This is a genomic window from uncultured Anaerovibrio sp. (assembly GCA_902786545.1).
In the GTDB taxonomy this organism is placed as follows: domain Bacteria; phylum Bacillota; class Negativicutes; order Selenomonadales; family Selenomonadaceae; genus Anaerovibrio.
The window spans coordinates 1-17,553 of record CADACU010000036.1; the positions used below are offsets into that span (position 1 = coordinate 1).

The window sequence follows — 17,553 nt, forward strand, 5'->3', positions numbered from 1 at the left end:
TAAAATAGGCGGCCTTACGGTGGGCGACCAGTCTTCCCGTACTACCTCAGAAAACTGCCATATAAGCCATAAATGGGAAAACCCCTCGATCCCCCGCAAAGCATCCACATTCCTATACTCCTGTTCAAAGACAATACGGCCCTCCAACGCTTCCACCACCCCGCTCTGCCGGGGAATACCAAACTTGGTGGGAAAATCAGTGTGAATCCAGCCTATGCTTTTAATTTCCATATTATTAACCAAGATAACCGCCCCTTCCTATAATGTCCATATTACTATATCAAATTATTGCCCTATTATTCAAATTCCATCCCACGCAAACGAAAAATCTTCCCATTGGGAAGACTTATTCTTTATAGCGTACATCACAGTTTATTTTTCTTATTTAACTTTGCAGCTCAGTGGCCACTATGCCAGGATTGCTACAATATCATAGAAAAAAACTATTAACAAATTTAACACCAGTTGGCAGGAATTACAGATTAAAACACGAAATAATATATAGTATTAGTTGTTAGCGAAAGGTTTAGTTATATATACACAGGGGGTAACCTATATGTTCAATGACTTTTTTAAATCAAAAAAAGAAACTCCCGTTGCATCACCTACACCGGCACCGTTAAGCCAAAGAGTAAAACCAGCTGCATCGACAGCTTCGTCTGCTACTATACCTGACACCAAAGTAGCCTATCTTTCCGCCGATGAGCTGAACTCGGCCAAGCTGACTCCCCTCTTTGAAGTAGCTGGTGGTCCGGCATTGGTTATGGGTTATATATCACCAGATAACGATATGTCCTCGGTTGTCTCAGATATAAAACGGGTCCTTCCACCAAACGCCAAGTTAATAATGATGACCACCTCCGGTGAACTTTGCCGTCCAACAGGCAGTCGCACCTTGTACTGTGAGGCCGGAGAAAATCGTCGTCGGGTATTGTTGCAGGTTTTCTCACGCCGGATGATCGACGACATGTACATCATGACCATTCATATTCCAAATGAGGATTTACGCCAAGGTCGTGTGACAATGACGGTTGACGAGCGTGTTAAGCAAATGGAACAGGAAATCAGCAAGCACAAAATTCCATTCCGCATGAATGTCAATCACACCTTTGGCATACTATATATCGACGGCCTGTCCAACTGTGAATCCTTTGTAATGCAGGCCTTTTACCAAAATGGAATGTATCCTATCCCATTCATTGGTGGCAGCTCCGCCGGTAAACTGGACTTTAAGAACACTTACATCTACAATGACAGCCAAGTACTGGAAAATGTTGCTGTAGCCGTCATTGTACACACCAGCAAGGATTATCGCTACGGCATTTTAAAGACCCAGGCTGTGGAACGGACAAACACTCGCTTTGAAGTGGTAAATGCCAACTCGGCTCTTAGATATATATCCACTGTTGCTGGTTCTGATGGTCAACCTGTTTCCTTTATCGAGGCCCTCAAGCACGAATTGGGCTGTTCCACAGTAGAGCAGCTGAATGCTAAGATGCAGGAATATACCTTTGCCACAGATATCAAAGGAGAAAACTTTATCCGGTCCATTTCCGGCATCGACGAAGCCAACGACCGAATCAATTTCTTCTGCGACATTGAAACCGGTGAGTATTTGTATTTGATGAAACGAATTCCTTTGGAACCAGCTTTGCAAAAGGCTGTACGGGACTTCAACAAAGACAAGCCGGCACCATTTGGAGCAATCCTGAATGACTGTATTTTGCGGCGCTTGGGCTACCCTGAAGAAATCAAGCATGTTGACATTTTCTCTGACCTGCCGGTAGCCGGATTCTCCAGCTTTGGTGAAATCATTGGCCTGCATATGAATGAAACTCTTACGGCCATTTTCTTCTACAACATCCCGGCCGGCACCTCCATACGGGATCCATATGTGGATGCCTTTGCGGCCAACTATGCAGCCTGTCAGGAATTCTTCCTGAACCGAATTATTGCCCGTCAACAACGGGTTGGCGAAATAAAAAATCAGGTGTTGGATTTGTTCGAGGAATATCAGCAACGACTTCCATCCATTATCAAAACCATCCTGCAAATGTCCAAAGATGTGGATGTGGTACAAAGCTCTATGAAGGAACTTTCCGCCGGCATCGACGAACAGGGTGACTATTTCAACCAGCTTATGTCCCGTAATGCGGAAATAACACCGAAGCTCCAGCTGTTAAGTGCCAGCACCGAAAAAATCAACAGCGTTATGGAAATAATTACGGATATTTCCTCACAAATCAATCTGCTGGCCTTAAATGCGGCTATCGAAGCTGCCCGGGCTGGCGAGGCAGGCCGTGGCTTCTCCGTAGTTGCTCAAGAAGTCGGTAAACTGTCCAAGAGCACGCAGGAAAGCGTCCAAAGCTCAGATGAAGCCATTAACACTCTGATAAACGATGTTAAGGCCATTGACCGTATCCTGGCCAAAAACAAGGAATTCGAGCGGAAAATCGATGAATTTGACCAGCGATTCTCCCATCAGGTTACCCAGGTACATGAGAGCTTGAACCGTAGCCTGGACCGCATAAGTCAATCCTCAGCTGCAATAAAGGATTTGGATGAAGTAAATTCCACTGCTACAGAAAAACTTGTCACTTTACAAGAAACTATCCGTAATATAGAATTAGGCATATAGTTTAACTGATTACTTATTAGGGAGGTTATGTGTATGAGAAAGTTATTTTCCGCCCTGGTTGTATTGTGTTGTATGCTTTTTTCTGTATCAATGTGCTTTGCCGCGCTTGACGATCAAAAAGGTCCGGGTGAACACGGCATACAGGTCACTGATCGGCCAGCCATTTATTATGAGGCTTATCTGCACGACAAAGGCTGGAGTCAGCGTTGCGGTGAAATGACTGCTGCTGGTGACCCATATGGTGCCAATTCTTTGGATGCCTTACGGGTATATGTAGACCTCAATCCATATCTCGATATACTCTACCATGTCCATGTGGCTGGTGGAGAGTGGTCATCCTGGGTAGCCAACGGTCAAACTGCCGGTGCTCCTGGTGTACCGATTGATGCAGTTGAAATCAGTCTTGGTGGTCGGGCAGCAATGTTCTTCAGTGTTTCCTACAAGGTTTTGATTGATGGTAAAGGCTGGCAGGATTGGGTGCCAATGGGTGATACCGCCGGTGACTTTAGCGGAAAAATCAAATCCATCCGCATCAAATTAGACTAACCCAACAAAACAGGGGATGAAGCAATATGCTCCATCCCCTATTTATTTGCAATAATTTATTTTTTCAACTTATCAAATTCATCCTTGGTCAGATAAGAATCCTGCGTTCCTTTACGGGTAACACTGAAAGAAGCATACAGTGAAGCTTCCTTCATGGCCTCAGGAATACTTCTGGTGCGGGAATAATTCTCCACAAAACACCCAATAAAGGAATCTCCAGCCCCGGTTGTATCCACCGCGTCAACTGTTTTGGCCGGAATCACCAAGAAATCATTCTTGGATACCCACATGGACCCCTTGGAGCCCATGGTGACTATCACATTCTTCAGCCCCCGGTTTACCAGTGACATGGCCGCCTTCTTTATCTCATCCTCAGTCCCCGTCGGCATGCCGGTGAGGATGGCCAGCTCAGTTTCATTTGGCACAAAGAAATCACACAGGCAGGCCTTCTCCATAGACAGTTCCTTGGTGGCCGGCGCCGGATTCAACAGCACTGGTATGCCGTTGGCCACACCAAAATCGATGGCAGCATAAACGGTTTCCAGCGGGATTTCCAACTGCAGTACAATAAGACCGCACTCCCGCAGGGCATCCGCTGCTTCATCAATCACCTCAGGAGTCAGGCAGGCATTTGCCCCTTTGTGGATAAGAATCCGGTTCTGGGAGGTACTGTCCACCAGAATAGTGGCCACTCCACTGGCCACACCGGTGGCTGTCCAGACATATTCAGTGTTAATATTATTTTCCATGAAGTTGTCCATGGATTTTTCCCCAAATAAGTCATCACCAATAACCGTTACCATCATCACATTTGCCCCTAATTTACCGGCAGCAATCGCCTGGTTGGCACCTTTGCCGCCACAGGCTGTATGAAACCCAGTGGCTTCCCTTGTTTCGCCAGCCGCCGGGATAGTATCGGTATAAGATACCAAATCCATATTAGTAGAGCCTATAACTGCAATTTTCATCATTATCACCTGTCTTTGTATTTTCCAACACTCCCCCGAACAACCAGATTGTTATACAGTCTGGTACAGGAATGAGCGTCATCCCTATTTTGAATCTGCTCCACCAGCCGACGGACCGCCAGTCGGCCCATAGCCGGAATATCCACGCTTACAGTGGTCAGTCCCGGGGAAAAAGCCTCCCCCAAGGTAATATCATCAAAACCAATGATGGAAATATCCTCCGGAATGGAAAAACCATTCTTTTGCAAGGCCTGCATAGCCCCCAAGGCAATCATATCATTGTCGGCGAAAAAGGCGGTCGGCATTTTACGGCCAGCTTCGATGTATCGATTTATACCATCAAAAGCTCCCATCACTGATGGATTAACACTAAACACCCAGTCATCATCCGGTGTAATACCATTATCCAATAATGCCCGTCGATAACCCCGGCCACGGGAAACAAAGTTTCTTATCCGGGTATCACCTTGAAGATAACCAATATCCCTATGACCATTTTCAATGAGAAAATTAACTGCCTTGACTACCGAATCCTCATTATCCATCAGTACTGTATCAAAACAGAGGTCCTCAAAATAGTTATCAACCATTACTAGCGGCATGCTGCCGTCGGCAAACACTTTGGCATCCTCCTCATTCATCTCAGTGCCAACCAACAGGAGTGCCGACATAGTATCATTCAGCAGCTCCCTAACACTCTCCTCGTAGTCAGTATGACGACGATACAGATTTACAATTGATACATCATAGCCCAGGCGCCGGCTCTCGGCCTCAATACTGTCCAGGAGCCGGGAAAAGAATGGAGACTCGGTGAATACCGCCCCACTATCCCGATAGGTAACCAGCTTAATGCGTTTAATCTTTTCTTCTTTGATGTAGCCACATTCCCTGGCGATTTTTATAATACGCTCCGCAGTATCTTTATTGACGCCCCGCTTGTTGCTAAGGGCGTTGGATACGGTTGCTACTGAAAAACCAGATAACTCGCTGATTTTCTTAATATTTACTTTCATAGCTGCCCTCTAAAAAACTACACCGGCCCGCAAGATAACATTGGCATAAGGACTGAATTCCCCTGTACGGATCGCAAATTTTGCCTGAGCGGAAAGCTGCTTTAATGCGTCATGTGGCATAGATTCATGCTCTATCCCCGGCAGCTTTTCCCCCACAAAGTCCTTTAACACAGGATTTTTTTCATCCATTTCATCCGCCAGAAAATAATATTCTACTTCCATTTCCTTCAACACAGCCTCGAGGGTCTGTTTAAAGGTTGGTACGCCCTTCATCAGGGCCAAATCGACTATTTCTACTCCAGCCGGAATTGGCATACCGGCATCACCAATCATTACCAAATCCTTGTGACCCAAAGCGGCAATGAGATATGACAAATTGGCATTTAAAATTCCTGTTTTCTTCATAATAATCGCCTCTTTATTCAGCTTTCTGCTTTTGCTTCGTCCTTGGACTCATTTCTGGCCTGAAGGGCCATCTTGGCTTCCATATTACGCTGGAACTGGTCAATAATTACGGCCAGAATAATAACTACGCCCTTGATAATCATCTGCCAGAACTCGGATACACCGCACATAACCATACCATCAGAGATAACACCGATAACAAAGGCACCGACGATAGTACCACCAATTGTACCGATACCACCGGCCATGGAGGTACCACCAAGTACTGCTGCAGCGATGGCGTTCATTTCCCAAGTTTCACCGGTAGCCGGATGGGAAGCCTCCAGCTGTGAAGCGGTGATAAGACCTACAATAGCCGCACACACTGCGGAGAAGATATACACCAAAATCTTTACCTTGTCTACCTTCACACCGGATAACTTGGCTGCCTTCTCGTTGCCGCCAATGGCAAAAATATGCCAGCCAAAAACAGTCTTTTTCAGAAGAATATGGGCAACAATAGCTATGATAACCAAAATCAACGCACCAACCGGAATTTCCGCAATACGACTGCCGAAGAACTCAAAACCGGTATTACCCAGTGCCTCATTACCAGCCAAGCTGGAATAAGTTGCACCATTGGAATGGAGCATGGCCCAGCCACGGGCGATATACATGGTACCCAAGGTAGCGATAAATGGTGCTACGCCAAATTTGGTAATGATAATACCATTCAACCAGCCGATAAAAGCCCCAACCAAAACAGTAAGCAATACCACCAGTGGAACACTGAAATACAGGGTTACTCCGGCAAACTGCAGGGTGACACCATTCTGAATCATACCACCGGCTATCATACCAGCCAGACCAACCACGGCACCAACCGACAAATCGATACCGCCGGTAATGATTACATAGGTCATGCCGATGGCCAAAATACCATAGAGAGCCACATGCTTGGCCAACAGCAACAAGGTGTTGGTTGACAGGAAATTATCATTTGCAAAGCTGAAAAAAATCAGCAAAAGTACCAGAACAATCAAGGTACGCCCCTTTAACAGGGTCATCATCATGGATGATTTATCTTTAAACATTGTAATTATCCACCCTTCTTTAATTCTTCTTTACGGTGTTATGCCCCTCATAGGAAGCCATAACCAGCCTGTCCTCGGTGATTTCATCTCCCGAAAGCTCCGCCGTCTTGATACCGTTTGACAGGACAATTATCCGGTCAGCAATTGATTTGATTTCTTCCAGCTCAGAAGAAATTACCAACAGAGACAGCCCGGAATCCGCAAACTGATTCATTATCTCAAAAACATCCGTCTTGGCACCAATATCAATACCACGGCTTGGCTCGTCCAAAAGGAGAATTTTCGGATTAGTCATTATACCCTTGCCAATAACTACCTTCTGCTGGTTTCCACCAGACAGGGATAATATTGGCAGTCGCTTATCAGAAACCTTGATGTGAATATCATTGATGGTTTCATCAATGGCACTTTCTTCTTCCTTGCTCTTTAAGAAAATTCCTTTGGCATAGTTCTTCAAGCTGGACAGGGAAATATTTTTGCCGATGTCCATGGTCTGAACCAGACCTTCCCGCTGCCGGTCCTCCGGAATAAGGGCAAATCCCCGATCAATCTGCTCGGTAATGCTCTTAATCTTTAAAACTTCACCATTCAGCAGCACCTCACCGGTATGTTCCGGCCGTAATCCCATAATACTTTCAAATATCTCGGTACGGCCTGCACCCATCAGACCATAAATGCCGAGGATTTCACCTTTTTTCAGCTGGAAGCTGACATTATGCAGCAGCCAGCCACCACCCTTCTTTGGCAGGGACAAATTCTTGACCTCCAGCACTGTTGGCCGGGTGGACCAATCAATATTCTCGGCCCGCTTCGGATAACTTTTGCCCTGACCTACCATTTTCTGAACAATCCAGGAAATATCAATGTCAGTTACCGCAGCACTGTCCACCAGCTTGCCATCCCGCAGAACGGTTACATAGTCACCAATCTGCATAATTTCCTCCAAACGATGGGAAATATATACAATAGAAATCCCTTCGGCTGTCAGCTCCCGCATAATCTTGAACAGAACCTGTACCTCCTGTTCACTCAGTGAAGAGGTTGGTTCATCCATAATCAAAATCTTCAAATCATCCTGAATAAGGTTTCGGGCAATCTCAATCATCTGCTGCTGCCCTACCCGCAAATCACCAACTATTGTGTACGGGTCAATTGGATGCTGGAGCTTGTCCATTATCCGTTTGGTTTCCCTTATATGATACTCATTGTCAATGCCAACGGGGCCCTTTTTATGCTCCTTGGCCATAAATATATTCTGATATACCGCCAGGTTCGGAAACAGGTTCAACTCCTGGTGGATAATGCCAATACCATGTTCTCTGGCTTCAGTAACATCATCAAAATGAACCTTTTCCTTGCCCATGAACAGCTCGCCCTCTGACTCCTGCTCAATACCGGCAATTATTTTCATAAGAGTAGATTTTCCCGCACCGTTTTCACCAATCAGCACATTGACCTTTCCTTTATATACATTGAAGGAAACCTGGTCCAAGGCTTTGGTGCCGGGATATATTTTGCTGATTTTTTCAGCGCGAAGGCAAACCTCTGGTGTTTTTGTGTCCGCCATTCCCTTTGCCTCCTTTATTATTTAACAATCAATTCTACTGGAGTTACCAACATTTCATCCGGCTTGTCCACAGTGAAGCAACCAGTGAATTCCACTGTCTTGCCCTGCAAAGAGCTTACATTGGCTGGCTGGATAACGTCCTTTGCTACCACATCATGAATACTCTGGGAAATCTTGGCCCAGTCTACCTGATTTGTATAATCTTCATACTTGATAAAGCTGAGGCAATCTCTGACAGCTGAACCCTTAAATACAGGACCGATCTGCAGCTTGGTTACCATTGGTCCGCTGTAACCTTCCAGCTGAACAATCATATAGCCCGCTTTTTTCTCCGTGTTTACTTCGGTAATCTGGCCTTTGCCCTTTACGATAAAACTCAATTCACCAGAATCACCCATTGAATACTTGCCGTACTTACTGGCAACGGCTTTCAGTGTACCGTTGGCTTCTGTCAAAAGCTTTGGCATCTCTACTGCCTTTTCCTTCAGCTCTGGTACAGCCTGGGACTGCCAGATAGCCTCTACCGAGCTGGCAGCATCAAACTTCTTTGCCCCGGTAACTTCATCCTCGTGACCAATCTGCACAACCTTTACACAGCCGGTGAGGGAAATCACCATTACCAGGCACAACATAATAATTAAACCAATTCTCTTCTTCATAATTATGTACTCCTCGTTTTCCAATTTTTAATGAAAGAGGGTGAACCGCCTATTGTCCACCCTCTCCTTTTCATATGCTAAATCTTACTCTTTATATACGAAGGTCTTGAGCTTATCAACATTCTTGGCAGTTATAGGAATGCAGTCAACCAGCTGCTTCTCATCGAGACCGGTGGAACCAGTCTTGAGATACTTGTCAGCCTGCTCAACTGCCATTTCAGCAATCTTGGCAGCCTGCTGCATAGCAGTACCAGTCATATCGCCAGCCTTAATTGCAGCAGCAGCCTCATCAGAACCGTCAACGCCAATGATGGCAATCTTGCCCTGGAGGCCAGCATTCTTAACAGCAGCTACAGCACCCATAGCCATAGTGTCATTACCACAGATAATACCCTTGATGTTAGGGTTGGACTGGAGAATGGTCTCAGTCTTCTGGAAGCCTTCAGTCTGCTCCCAGTTTGCAGTCTGCTGTGCAACCATCTTCATGTCCTTGTACTGATCAATAACCTCATGGAAAGCCTTGGAGCGAACGCCTGCATTGTTGTCGGACTCCTTACCAAGCAACTCTGCGTACTCGCCCTTTTCACCCATCTTCTCAACGAAAGCCTCTGCGATTGCCTTTGCCCCCTGATAGTTGTTTGCTACAATCTGAGAAATAGCAACGCCGCTGGCGTTGATCTCACGGTCAAACAGGAAAGTAGGGATACCAGCCTCACGAGCCTTCTTAACTGCAGCTACAGTAGCATCAGCACCTGCGTTGTCGCAGATGATGGCAGCAGCCTTGTCAGAAATTGCATTCTCGAACAGTTCGGACTGCTTGGTAGCATCGTCATCGTGAGATACAACCTTAACCTCGTAACCCAATGCTTTAGCCTTGGCAGATGCTGCATCAGCTTCAGCCTTGAAGAATGGGTTGGAATGTGAAGGTGTAATGATGTAAATAATGTTGGAACCGCCACCCTTTAAAGCTGCTTTGTCCCCACCATTATTAGCCTTCTTGTCTGCACCACAGCCAGCAATCAGCATGGCCATCACGCACAGTGACGCTACCAGCGCCAGCACTTTCTTGAATTTACCCATCTTGTTTTTTCCTCCTTTAAGTAATAATTGGAAAACGCATATGACTTATCAGGGGTAGGCTTCCCCCTGCTAAATCCAACATCAATCGATATGAGCCAGTGCCCGTTTAACAGCTTTCAGCCACCCGTCAACCAGGTCGGACCTCTTTTCTTGACCCATTCCCGACACATATCTAATTCGAGATATAGATGAAAATACCTCTTTATTTTCATAAATTCCGGCAGAAATCCCCGCCCCATAGGCAGCCCCCATAGCCGACAATTCCTCAATATCCGGTACCTCCACCGGCCGGTCCAAAATGTCCGCCTGGAACTGCATCAGATAGGCATTTTTCGTTGGTCCACCATCAACCCGCAGACCGGTTATTTTTTTGCCTGATTCCTGTTCCATCAAATTGGTTATATCACCTATCTGATAGGCAATGGATTCTACCACCGCTTTTACCAGTTCAGCTTTGCCAGTGACTCTGGTAATACCGGTAAACATTCCGGTAGCCTCGCTGTCCCAATAAGGCGCTCCCAAGCCTGTGAAGGCCGGAACAAAATAAGTACGGTCACTTTTATTGGCATTCTCAGCTAATTTGGCTGTTTCACCAGCACTTTCAATCAACTCAACATTATCCTTCAGCCATGTTATGGAAGCACCGGTATAATTTATATTTCCCTCCAACACATAGGACGGCTTGCCACCAATACTCCAGGCCAAGGAAGTTACCAATCCCTTTTGGCTTTCAATTGGTTTATCCCCAATATTCATCATCACCGAGGAACCTGTCCCATAGGTGGACTTAATCATGCCTGGGGCATGACACCCCTGCCCGTACAGGGCCGCATGTGAATCACCGAAAACGCTGTGAATTGGTACCGGATGATCCAACAATCCGTCAAAATCCGTATACCCGTACAAGGCATCCGAATCACAGACCTCCGGCAATGCCGATTGGCTTATACCAAAGGCAGCACATATTTCGTCGTCCCATTGAAGGGTATTTATGTTGAACAATTCGGTGCGGGAAGCATTTGAGTAATCTGTCTTGTGCATTTCGCCTTTAGTAAGCTTGTACACCAGCCAGCTGTCCATAGTTCCCACCGCCAGCTTTCCATCTGCCATCAATGTTTTAGCTGCACTGACATTCTCCACAATCCAAGCCAGCTTGGCCGCCGAAAAATACGGTGATAAAGCCAGTCCGGTATGTTTTTTTACCGTTTGGGCAAATTCTTTATTTCCCCGGTCCAATCGTTGGCAAATCGCTGCCCCCCGGGCACATTGCCACACTATGGCATTATAGACCGGCTCTCCGGTTTCCTTATTCCAGGCCAGTGCGGTTTCCCGCTGATTGCTGATACCAACGGCCCCAATATCATTGCCATTTATTCCGGCTTTTTTCACTAGCTCTTTGGTAATCACCAGCAGATTATCCCAGATTTCAACCGGGTTATGCTCCACCCAGCCCTTGTCATCCACCAGCTGTTCATGACTCTTGTCCACCCGCATCACGGCTTTGCCCTGTTCATCAAAGAGCAACACCTTGGTGCCCTGGGTGCTTTGGTCTATTCCTAATACATATTTAGCCATATCACAGCTGCTCCGTTACCGTTTTGACTATACCGTCTGCATCAAGACCGTAATGATGGAAAATCTCCCGGGATTTGCCCGTTATAACCGGTGCGTCCGGCAGAGTGAGATTTATCACTTTTACCGGTGCATTGGCCGAAGCAATCTGAGCCACAATGGAGCCCAAGCCACCATATGCACTGTGTTCTTCTACGGTGACAATCAGTTTGGTTTCCTTGGCAGCCTTGATAACCGCTTCCTTGTCAATCGGCTTCACACAGTACATATCCAGAACCCGGACCGAAACACCCTTTTTCGCCAGCTCAGTCGCTGCCGCTTTGGCATCGCCAACCAGCTCACCACAAGCAATAATGGTCACATCCGTACCGTCCTGTACCAGAGTAGCTTTATCCAATTCAAATGGCACATTGCCATCTTCATAAACATCCTCTACCGCATTACGGCCTATCCGAATGTAAGCCGGCTTTTCATCCTTCAAAACACTTCTTATAAGTGCCTCTGTCTGAAACCGGTCACTTGGCAGATAAACCCGCATATTCGGCATCGACCCCATAGTAGCGATATCGGTAGCCGAATGATGGGTCATCCCCAATGCTCCATAGCTTACGCCGCCACTAATACCAATCAGCTTCACATTGGTATTGGAATAGGCCACATCCACTTTAGCCTGCTCCATACTGCGGGTTGACAGGAAGCTGGCTGGTGATACAGCAAAAGGCTTCTTCCCACAGGAAGCCAAACCAGCCGCAATGGATACCAGATTTTGCTCAGCAATTCCTATTTCCACAAACTGCTCCGGCCGCTGCTCAGCATAAGACTTCATCCCGGCTGAGCCTCTGGAGTCACTGCACAATACGATAATATCCTTGTCCTTGGCACTTTCGGCCAAGAGAACATCATTGATTACCTGTTTGTTGGCTATTTTATTCATACTGCGCCCTCCTCTCATTGAGTTCCTTGATGGCCTGCTCATATTCTGCCTCAGTTGGCACCTTGTGATGCCAGGCCGCCTTGTTCTCAATAAAGGATACGCCACAGCCTTTTGTGGTGTTGGCAATTATTACAGTAGGTCTTTCCTTGGTATTTTTGGCCTCCTCTACCGCTTTGTCAACGGCATCCATATCATTTCCAGGAATGGAGATAACATTCCAGCCAAAGGCTGCCCAACGCTCTTCCTGCGAATCGGCCGTCATAACCTCCTCGGTAGTGCCGGAAATCTGTAATCTGTTCCGGTCAACAAACGCAGTCAGGTTATCCAGCTTATAGTGAGCTCCGGCCGTAATAGCTTCCCAGTTGGAGCCTTCCGCCATTTCGCCATCCCCCAGCACGGCATACACCCGATAATTCCTCTTATCCATTTTCCCGGCCATGGCCATACCTACGGCCACCCCCAGACCATGTCCCAACGAACCGGTATTCATTTCTACACCGTTTATCTTGTTGTTCGGGTGACCAATATATTTGGATTCATACTTGGAATATGTATCAAACAGCTCCTTCTTGTCAAAAAAGCCCCTATCAGCCAGAATGCAATACAATGCTTCCACCGAGTGACCCTTGCTCAAAACGAACCGATCCCGGTCCGGATCATCCATTTTCTTCGGGTCAACATTCATCTGCTTATAATACAAATCAACCAATATATCAGTGACACTCAGGTCGCCGCCAATATGACCGCAGCCGGCGCTATAAATCAATTCAACTATGTCCTTGCGGATATCAATAGCCTTCGCTTCAAGATTCATATTACTCCCCCCGCAAATATGCTTTTACATCTTCCTCAATCGGGTCGTAAAGATCCGGCTTTACGCCAATGTACTTACAAGCCTCGTAAAGTACCGGTACTACATTTTTGTGAATACCTACACAGTGATGAATATACGGCCCTTCCACAACTTTGGCTTCCAGCCGTTTGATATTCTCCACCTCAATCCAGAGATAAGTTCCCATACACTTTGGTCCCTCAACCCCCTTGGCATTACCCAACAGCATGGAATATTCACCATTGTCACCGTCAAACCGGCACAGAGTAATATCGCCATGACGGGCCTCAGCCGTAAGGGAACCTGGATGGTCAAAGGCCAATGGGTAGGTCAGCTGAGCCTTTTCCTTGGCAATGGAAATCGGCCAAGGTCCGCAATGCTGCAACAGTTCACCATTTTCAATATCCGGATGGCGAATAGTCCAGTCTGCAAAGAACGACCTGGTCTCACCCATGCCAGCTGCCTCAACCAGCAGAGCTGAGATAGCTCCGTGAATATCTGTTTCACAAACTACCGGTATTCCTTCGTCATTTAACAGTGCATTAGCTGCACATGGCATAATCCCCAGCTCGGACTGCAAGGCATTCCAGCACTGGATAGCCGCCGCATTGCAGCCGTATTTCTTAACCAGGTTGGACATCCCCACCTTCAAAGCCGCTACATTGGTAAGCTCGTCATCCTTAATCTTAATCTCCATATTTTGACGGCAATAATCTACTACCTTCTGAACCTCAGTCCCCTCTGCCTTGGCTGCTTTTACGGCATCCATCAGCTCCGGCATCGGAATTGGTGCAAGCTGAATGTTGAACTTCTCCAACAATTCACCTTCGTTGCACATAGTAGTCCAGAAATCATATGGACGAGGAGCAATCTGCAAAATACGGATGTGTCTGAAAGTTTTTACCACATTACATACTGCCAGAAAATCCTTAATACCCCGTTCAAACACCGGATCACTCAATCGGCAGTTCGTCATATAGGTAAATGGCACTTGGAAACGGCGCAGTACCTTGCCGGTAGCAAATAAACCGCACTGGGTATCCCGCAGGCGTACACCATTTGGTTCAGGGCGCTCATCCAGTGGCCCCCACAGCAACACCGGCACGCCCATATCCTTGGCCAACCGTCCGCAAAGATATTCTGTGCCGAAATTACAATGCGGCAAAAACAGTCCGTCGATTTTCTCCCGTTTAAATTTCTCCACAATCTTCAAACGGTCATTTTCGTCATACAGGAGACCTTCATCGTTAATATCATCAATATCAACAAATTCAATCCCCAGTTCCTCCAGTCGCTGCCTGGTCAATCCCCTGTACTTGACGGCATCTGGTGCACTAAAAATACTACGCCGGGTTGGAGCATAGCCCAATTTGATTTTTGCCATAATATTTCCCCCTAAAACATATATAAAATTTTAATACACACTCTTATCATATTTTTACCCGCTTGGATAACTTCACCCCAATTATCCACCTATTTTTCCCGAATTCATTATATCATTAGCCATATAAATTTTTCAATAAAATTTTAGTAATATATGTCATTTTTTATATTGTTTACCTAGATTTTGATGACATTTTGGGTAACTATACGCAAAATATACGCGCAAACAAGATTAGTTAATAAAATTTTTCTTTTTGTTGTTAATTTCTCTTCTAAATTTTTATATAAAATTTTATATAAAAATTTAGTGATTTTATCCAACAAATCTTTTGTGCATATATCTGCTATTTGACCATTAAGAGGCCAAATGTTATTCTTTTAGTATATTATTTATGGAGGCATCATTATGAGTTTAGACGGATTGTCAATGTGCCCTCTGGCCTCGGAAATAGACCGGGCTATCAGCGGGGGCCGCATCGACAAAATCAATCAGCCAAATAAACAATCAATCATTTTATCCGTAAGACAACCCGGACAAAATTTATTGCTGCATATTTCCATCAATCCGCAAAATCCGGCGGTACATATTATTGAAAAAGCCCCGGACAATCCGCCGGAGCCGCCTATGTTTTGTATGGTGCTCAGAAAGCACATTGAAACCGCCCGTATTGCCAGTGTCACCCAGCACGGGTTGGATCGTATCCTCATTATCACCATGGATGTATTGGCCGCAGGCGGACAAATCGCCAGCAAATCATTGGTCATTGAGCTGATGGGCAAATACAGCAATATTATTTTGGTACAGGACGACATTATTATTGATGCTCTACGCAAGGTTGGGACTAATTCCAGCCGCATCAGAACAGTGCTGCCAGGCGATAAATATATACTGCCACCGGCCCAGGATAAACTGAACCTCCTAACTTCTCCTATGGAAGAAATTATTAACAGCATAAAAGGAAAAGGCGAGCTGAAGCTTAGTAAAGCTATCCTGGATACCTGTCTGGGCTTTGGTCCGGTATCAGCCAAGGAAGTGGCTTTTTGCGCCGGTCTGTCCGCCAACCAGCTTATCAGTGAACTGGATGAAATAGATTATACCTCCATCAAACAGTCTTTGACGGAAATCAAAAACAATCTCACTTCACCAGACACCCCAGCCTGTCTAGTAATGGACAAAAACCGTAAATTACTGGCCACCGCATCTTTCCCCCTCCACTATTACACCGAAGAAACTGTATTGACCTTTGATACCATCAGTGCCATGCTAGCCAAGGCATCTGACTTGTCTGGCAGTTATCAGCTCCCGGATCGGGACCGTTTTAAAAAACTGATCAAAAACGAATTACATCGGGCAAAAAATAAGGTAGACAAGTTAAAAGAAGACATTGATACCGCTGATAATGCCGAAGCATATCGTATAAAGGCTGATAATTTAATGACTTATCAGTATCAGCTAAAAGACCGGGAGGATGCCACGGTAACAGTTGCCAATATATACAGTGAAGCCGGAGACGAAATATCCATTGCTATGGACCAGCGGCTGTCTGTTAGCGAAAACATTCAGGCTTACTACAAAAAATATGACAAACTGAAGCGGGGCAAAAGCCTTCTGGAATCCCAGCTGGAAAAATGTATCGCAGATATAAAATATCTGGCTTCCATTGAAGCATCTCTGGAATCATCTACTACCAATGCCGAAATCAATGACATCAAAACAGAGCTTATCACCAATGGAATATTGAAAGAGAACTTAAAAAAACACGCTGCCACCAAGCAGTCCCAACCATTCAAGTTCACCGCCCCGGATGGCACCCAAATACTGGTAGGAAAAAACAACTACCAAAATGACCGTCTAACCTTTAAGATAAGCAATCCTGGCGACATTTGGCTTCATACTCAGGAAATTCCCGGTTCTCATGTTATTCTCCGCTGTGACGGTGATGAGCCATCTGAGGATACGCTGTTGCTGGCTGCCTATCTGTCCGTCCATTTCAGTCAGGCCTCCGGTTCTTCCAAGGTGCCGGTAGATTACACCCGTTGCCGATTCGTAAAAAAGCCATCCGGCGCCAAACCCGGCTTCGTCATATTCACCAATCAAAGCACCTTATACATAACCCCGGAAGAAGACAAGCTGAATGAGCTTTTGGCGCAAAATCGAGTAGGAGGAGGATTTATTTAAATCCTCCTCCTACTCGATTCAATAATCTACCCATTCAATATACTTTTCTACCTCCCAAAAAGTTTTACCGTCAAATAGCGGCTCTTTTAAAAAGGCTGCCAAGCTTTCCTGTCTTGTGAGCCCCTCAATTTTCCATAGGACCTTTTCCTCCGGTTCCCACAGCTGTAGCTCAAACCTATAGGTTATTGCCAATATTGGGTTGCATCGGCAACCCATTTTTACATTTATATTATGTAGAAAAATGATATAATACTTGCGGGGTAAATGTTAATAACGGGGGATAATGGTAAATGGGGAACAGCAACGAATATTATATTTTGGCCAGTAAGATACATAATGATCTGTTGGCCGTATTACAAATGAATGAAACGCTGAAAGAGATTGATGTTATGCTGGATGACATCAGCCGAAAAATCGGGCCGGTGGATGAAGCCACCTGGCACGAACTGGAACGGAGAAGAAATATTCAGTGACAATACGACTTGGGGCTGCATTATATGCAGTCTTTTTTATTTTAGGGGCGGCGGTCGGGGTGTGGGCAGCGTTGACACATTTATCCTGTGGGAATGATGCCCACAAGCGGTGGCCATAGAGAGACCGACTGGGAGAGTGTGAAAGTTTTTCTGTAAATAATATTAACAATAACCTTTAAGGTCTTCTATGGTAAAATAAAATCATAGGAGGCCTTTTATTATGGCAAGAAA

16 protein-coding genes are annotated in these 17,553 nt (G+C 45.7%); 4 read left to right on the forward strand and 12 right to left on the reverse strand.

The window, feature by feature from the left end; all coding sequences use genetic code 11:
- A partial coding sequence (locus QZV24_RS07865) for a TrmO family methyltransferase (RefSeq protein WP_294522526.1) occupies nt 1–243 on the reverse strand: 243 nt, incomplete at its 3' end.
- A gap of 313 nt (nt 244–556) precedes the next feature.
- On the opposite strand from QZV24_RS07865, the gene QZV24_RS07870 reads away from it, so the two are divergent.
- Both QZV24_RS07870 and QZV24_RS07875 read left to right on the forward strand, forming a co-directional pair.
- Nucleotides 557–2,638, forward strand: a complete 2,082-nt coding sequence (locus tag QZV24_RS07870; RefSeq protein ID WP_294522529.1) for a methyl-accepting chemotaxis protein — start codon at nt 557–559, stop codon at nt 2,636–2,638.
- Between the two features lie 33 nt (nt 2,639–2,671).
- Nucleotides 2,672–3,184, forward strand: coding sequence for a hypothetical protein (locus tag QZV24_RS07875; protein ID WP_294522532.1), 513 nt, complete (start codon nt 2,672–2,674; stop codon nt 3,182–3,184).
- A 56-nt stretch (nt 3,185–3,240) separates the two neighbouring features.
- On the opposite strand, the gene rbsK is transcribed toward QZV24_RS07875, so the two are convergent.
- The 11 genes from rbsK to QZV24_RS07930 all read right to left on the reverse strand — a co-directional run bounded on the left by rbsK (nt 3,241) and on the right by QZV24_RS07930 (nt 14,671).
- A complete protein-coding gene (rbsK, locus tag QZV24_RS07880) occupies nt 3,241–4,152 on the reverse strand; it encodes a ribokinase (protein ID WP_294522534.1) in 912 nt (303 codons plus the stop codon).
- A gap of 5 nt (nt 4,153–4,157) precedes the next feature.
- The gene (locus QZV24_RS07885) at nt 4,158–5,165 is read right to left on the reverse strand and encodes a substrate-binding domain-containing protein (RefSeq protein WP_290656780.1); all 1,008 of its coding nucleotides are present in this window, start codon (nt 5,163–5,165) and stop codon (nt 4,158–4,160) included.
- A gap of 9 nt (nt 5,166–5,174) precedes the next feature.
- A complete protein-coding gene (gene rbsD, locus QZV24_RS07890) occupies nt 5,175–5,570 on the reverse strand; it encodes a D-ribose pyranase (RefSeq protein ID WP_290656779.1) in 396 nt (131 codons plus the stop codon).
- Between the two features lie 17 nt (nt 5,571–5,587).
- The gene (locus tag QZV24_RS07895; protein ID WP_290656778.1) at nt 5,588–6,643 is read right to left on the reverse strand and encodes an ABC transporter permease; all 1,056 of its coding nucleotides are present in this window, start codon (nt 6,641–6,643) and stop codon (nt 5,588–5,590) included.
- 19 nt (nt 6,644–6,662) lie between these two features.
- The gene (locus QZV24_RS07900; RefSeq protein ID WP_294522540.1) at nt 6,663–8,210 is read right to left on the reverse strand and encodes a sugar ABC transporter ATP-binding protein; all 1,548 of its coding nucleotides are present in this window, start codon (nt 8,208–8,210) and stop codon (nt 6,663–6,665) included.
- Nucleotides 8,211–8,227: 17 nt separating this feature from the next.
- On the reverse strand, nt 8,228–8,869 hold the full coding sequence (locus tag QZV24_RS07905; protein ID WP_290656775.1) for a DUF2291 domain-containing protein: 642 nt from the start codon (nt 8,867–8,869) through the stop codon (nt 8,228–8,230).
- An 84-nt stretch (nt 8,870–8,953) separates the two neighbouring features.
- A complete protein-coding gene (locus QZV24_RS07910; protein WP_290656774.1) occupies nt 8,954–9,949 on the reverse strand; it encodes a D-ribose ABC transporter substrate-binding protein in 996 nt (331 codons plus the stop codon).
- Nucleotides 9,950–10,030: 81 nt separating this feature from the next.
- Nucleotides 10,031–11,524, reverse strand: a complete 1,494-nt coding sequence (locus QZV24_RS07915; RefSeq protein WP_294522546.1) for a glycerol kinase — start codon at nt 11,522–11,524, stop codon at nt 10,031–10,033.
- 1 nt (nt 11,525) lies between these two features.
- On the reverse strand, nt 11,526–12,455 hold the full coding sequence (locus QZV24_RS07920) for a transketolase family protein (RefSeq protein WP_294522549.1): 930 nt from the start codon (nt 12,453–12,455) through the stop codon (nt 11,526–11,528).
- Nucleotides 12,448–13,269 carry a transketolase gene (locus QZV24_RS07925; RefSeq protein WP_294522552.1) on the reverse strand — a complete coding sequence of 274 codons (822 nt, stop codon included), beginning with the start codon at nt 13,267–13,269 and terminating at the stop codon, nt 12,448–12,450. The genes QZV24_RS07920 and QZV24_RS07925 overlap by 8 nt, the downstream gene beginning before the upstream one ends.
- Before the next feature lies 1 nt (nt 13,270).
- Nucleotides 13,271–14,671, reverse strand: a complete 1,401-nt coding sequence (locus tag QZV24_RS07930; protein ID WP_290656769.1) for an L-fucose/L-arabinose isomerase family protein — start codon at nt 14,669–14,671, stop codon at nt 13,271–13,273.
- 405 nt (nt 14,672–15,076) lie between these two features.
- Between QZV24_RS07930 and QZV24_RS07935 the strand changes: the two genes are divergently transcribed.
- Complete coding sequence (locus QZV24_RS07935; RefSeq protein WP_294522554.1) at nt 15,077–16,849, forward strand: NFACT family protein; 1,773 nt, start codon at nt 15,077–15,079, stop codon at nt 16,847–16,849.
- Nucleotides 16,850–17,139: 290 nt separating this feature from the next.
- The gene (locus QZV24_RS07940; RefSeq protein WP_294522556.1) at nt 17,140–17,322 is read left to right on the forward strand and encodes a hypothetical protein; all 183 of its coding nucleotides are present in this window, start codon (nt 17,140–17,142) and stop codon (nt 17,320–17,322) included.
- The last annotated feature ends 231 nt before the right edge of the window (nt 17,323–17,553 follow it).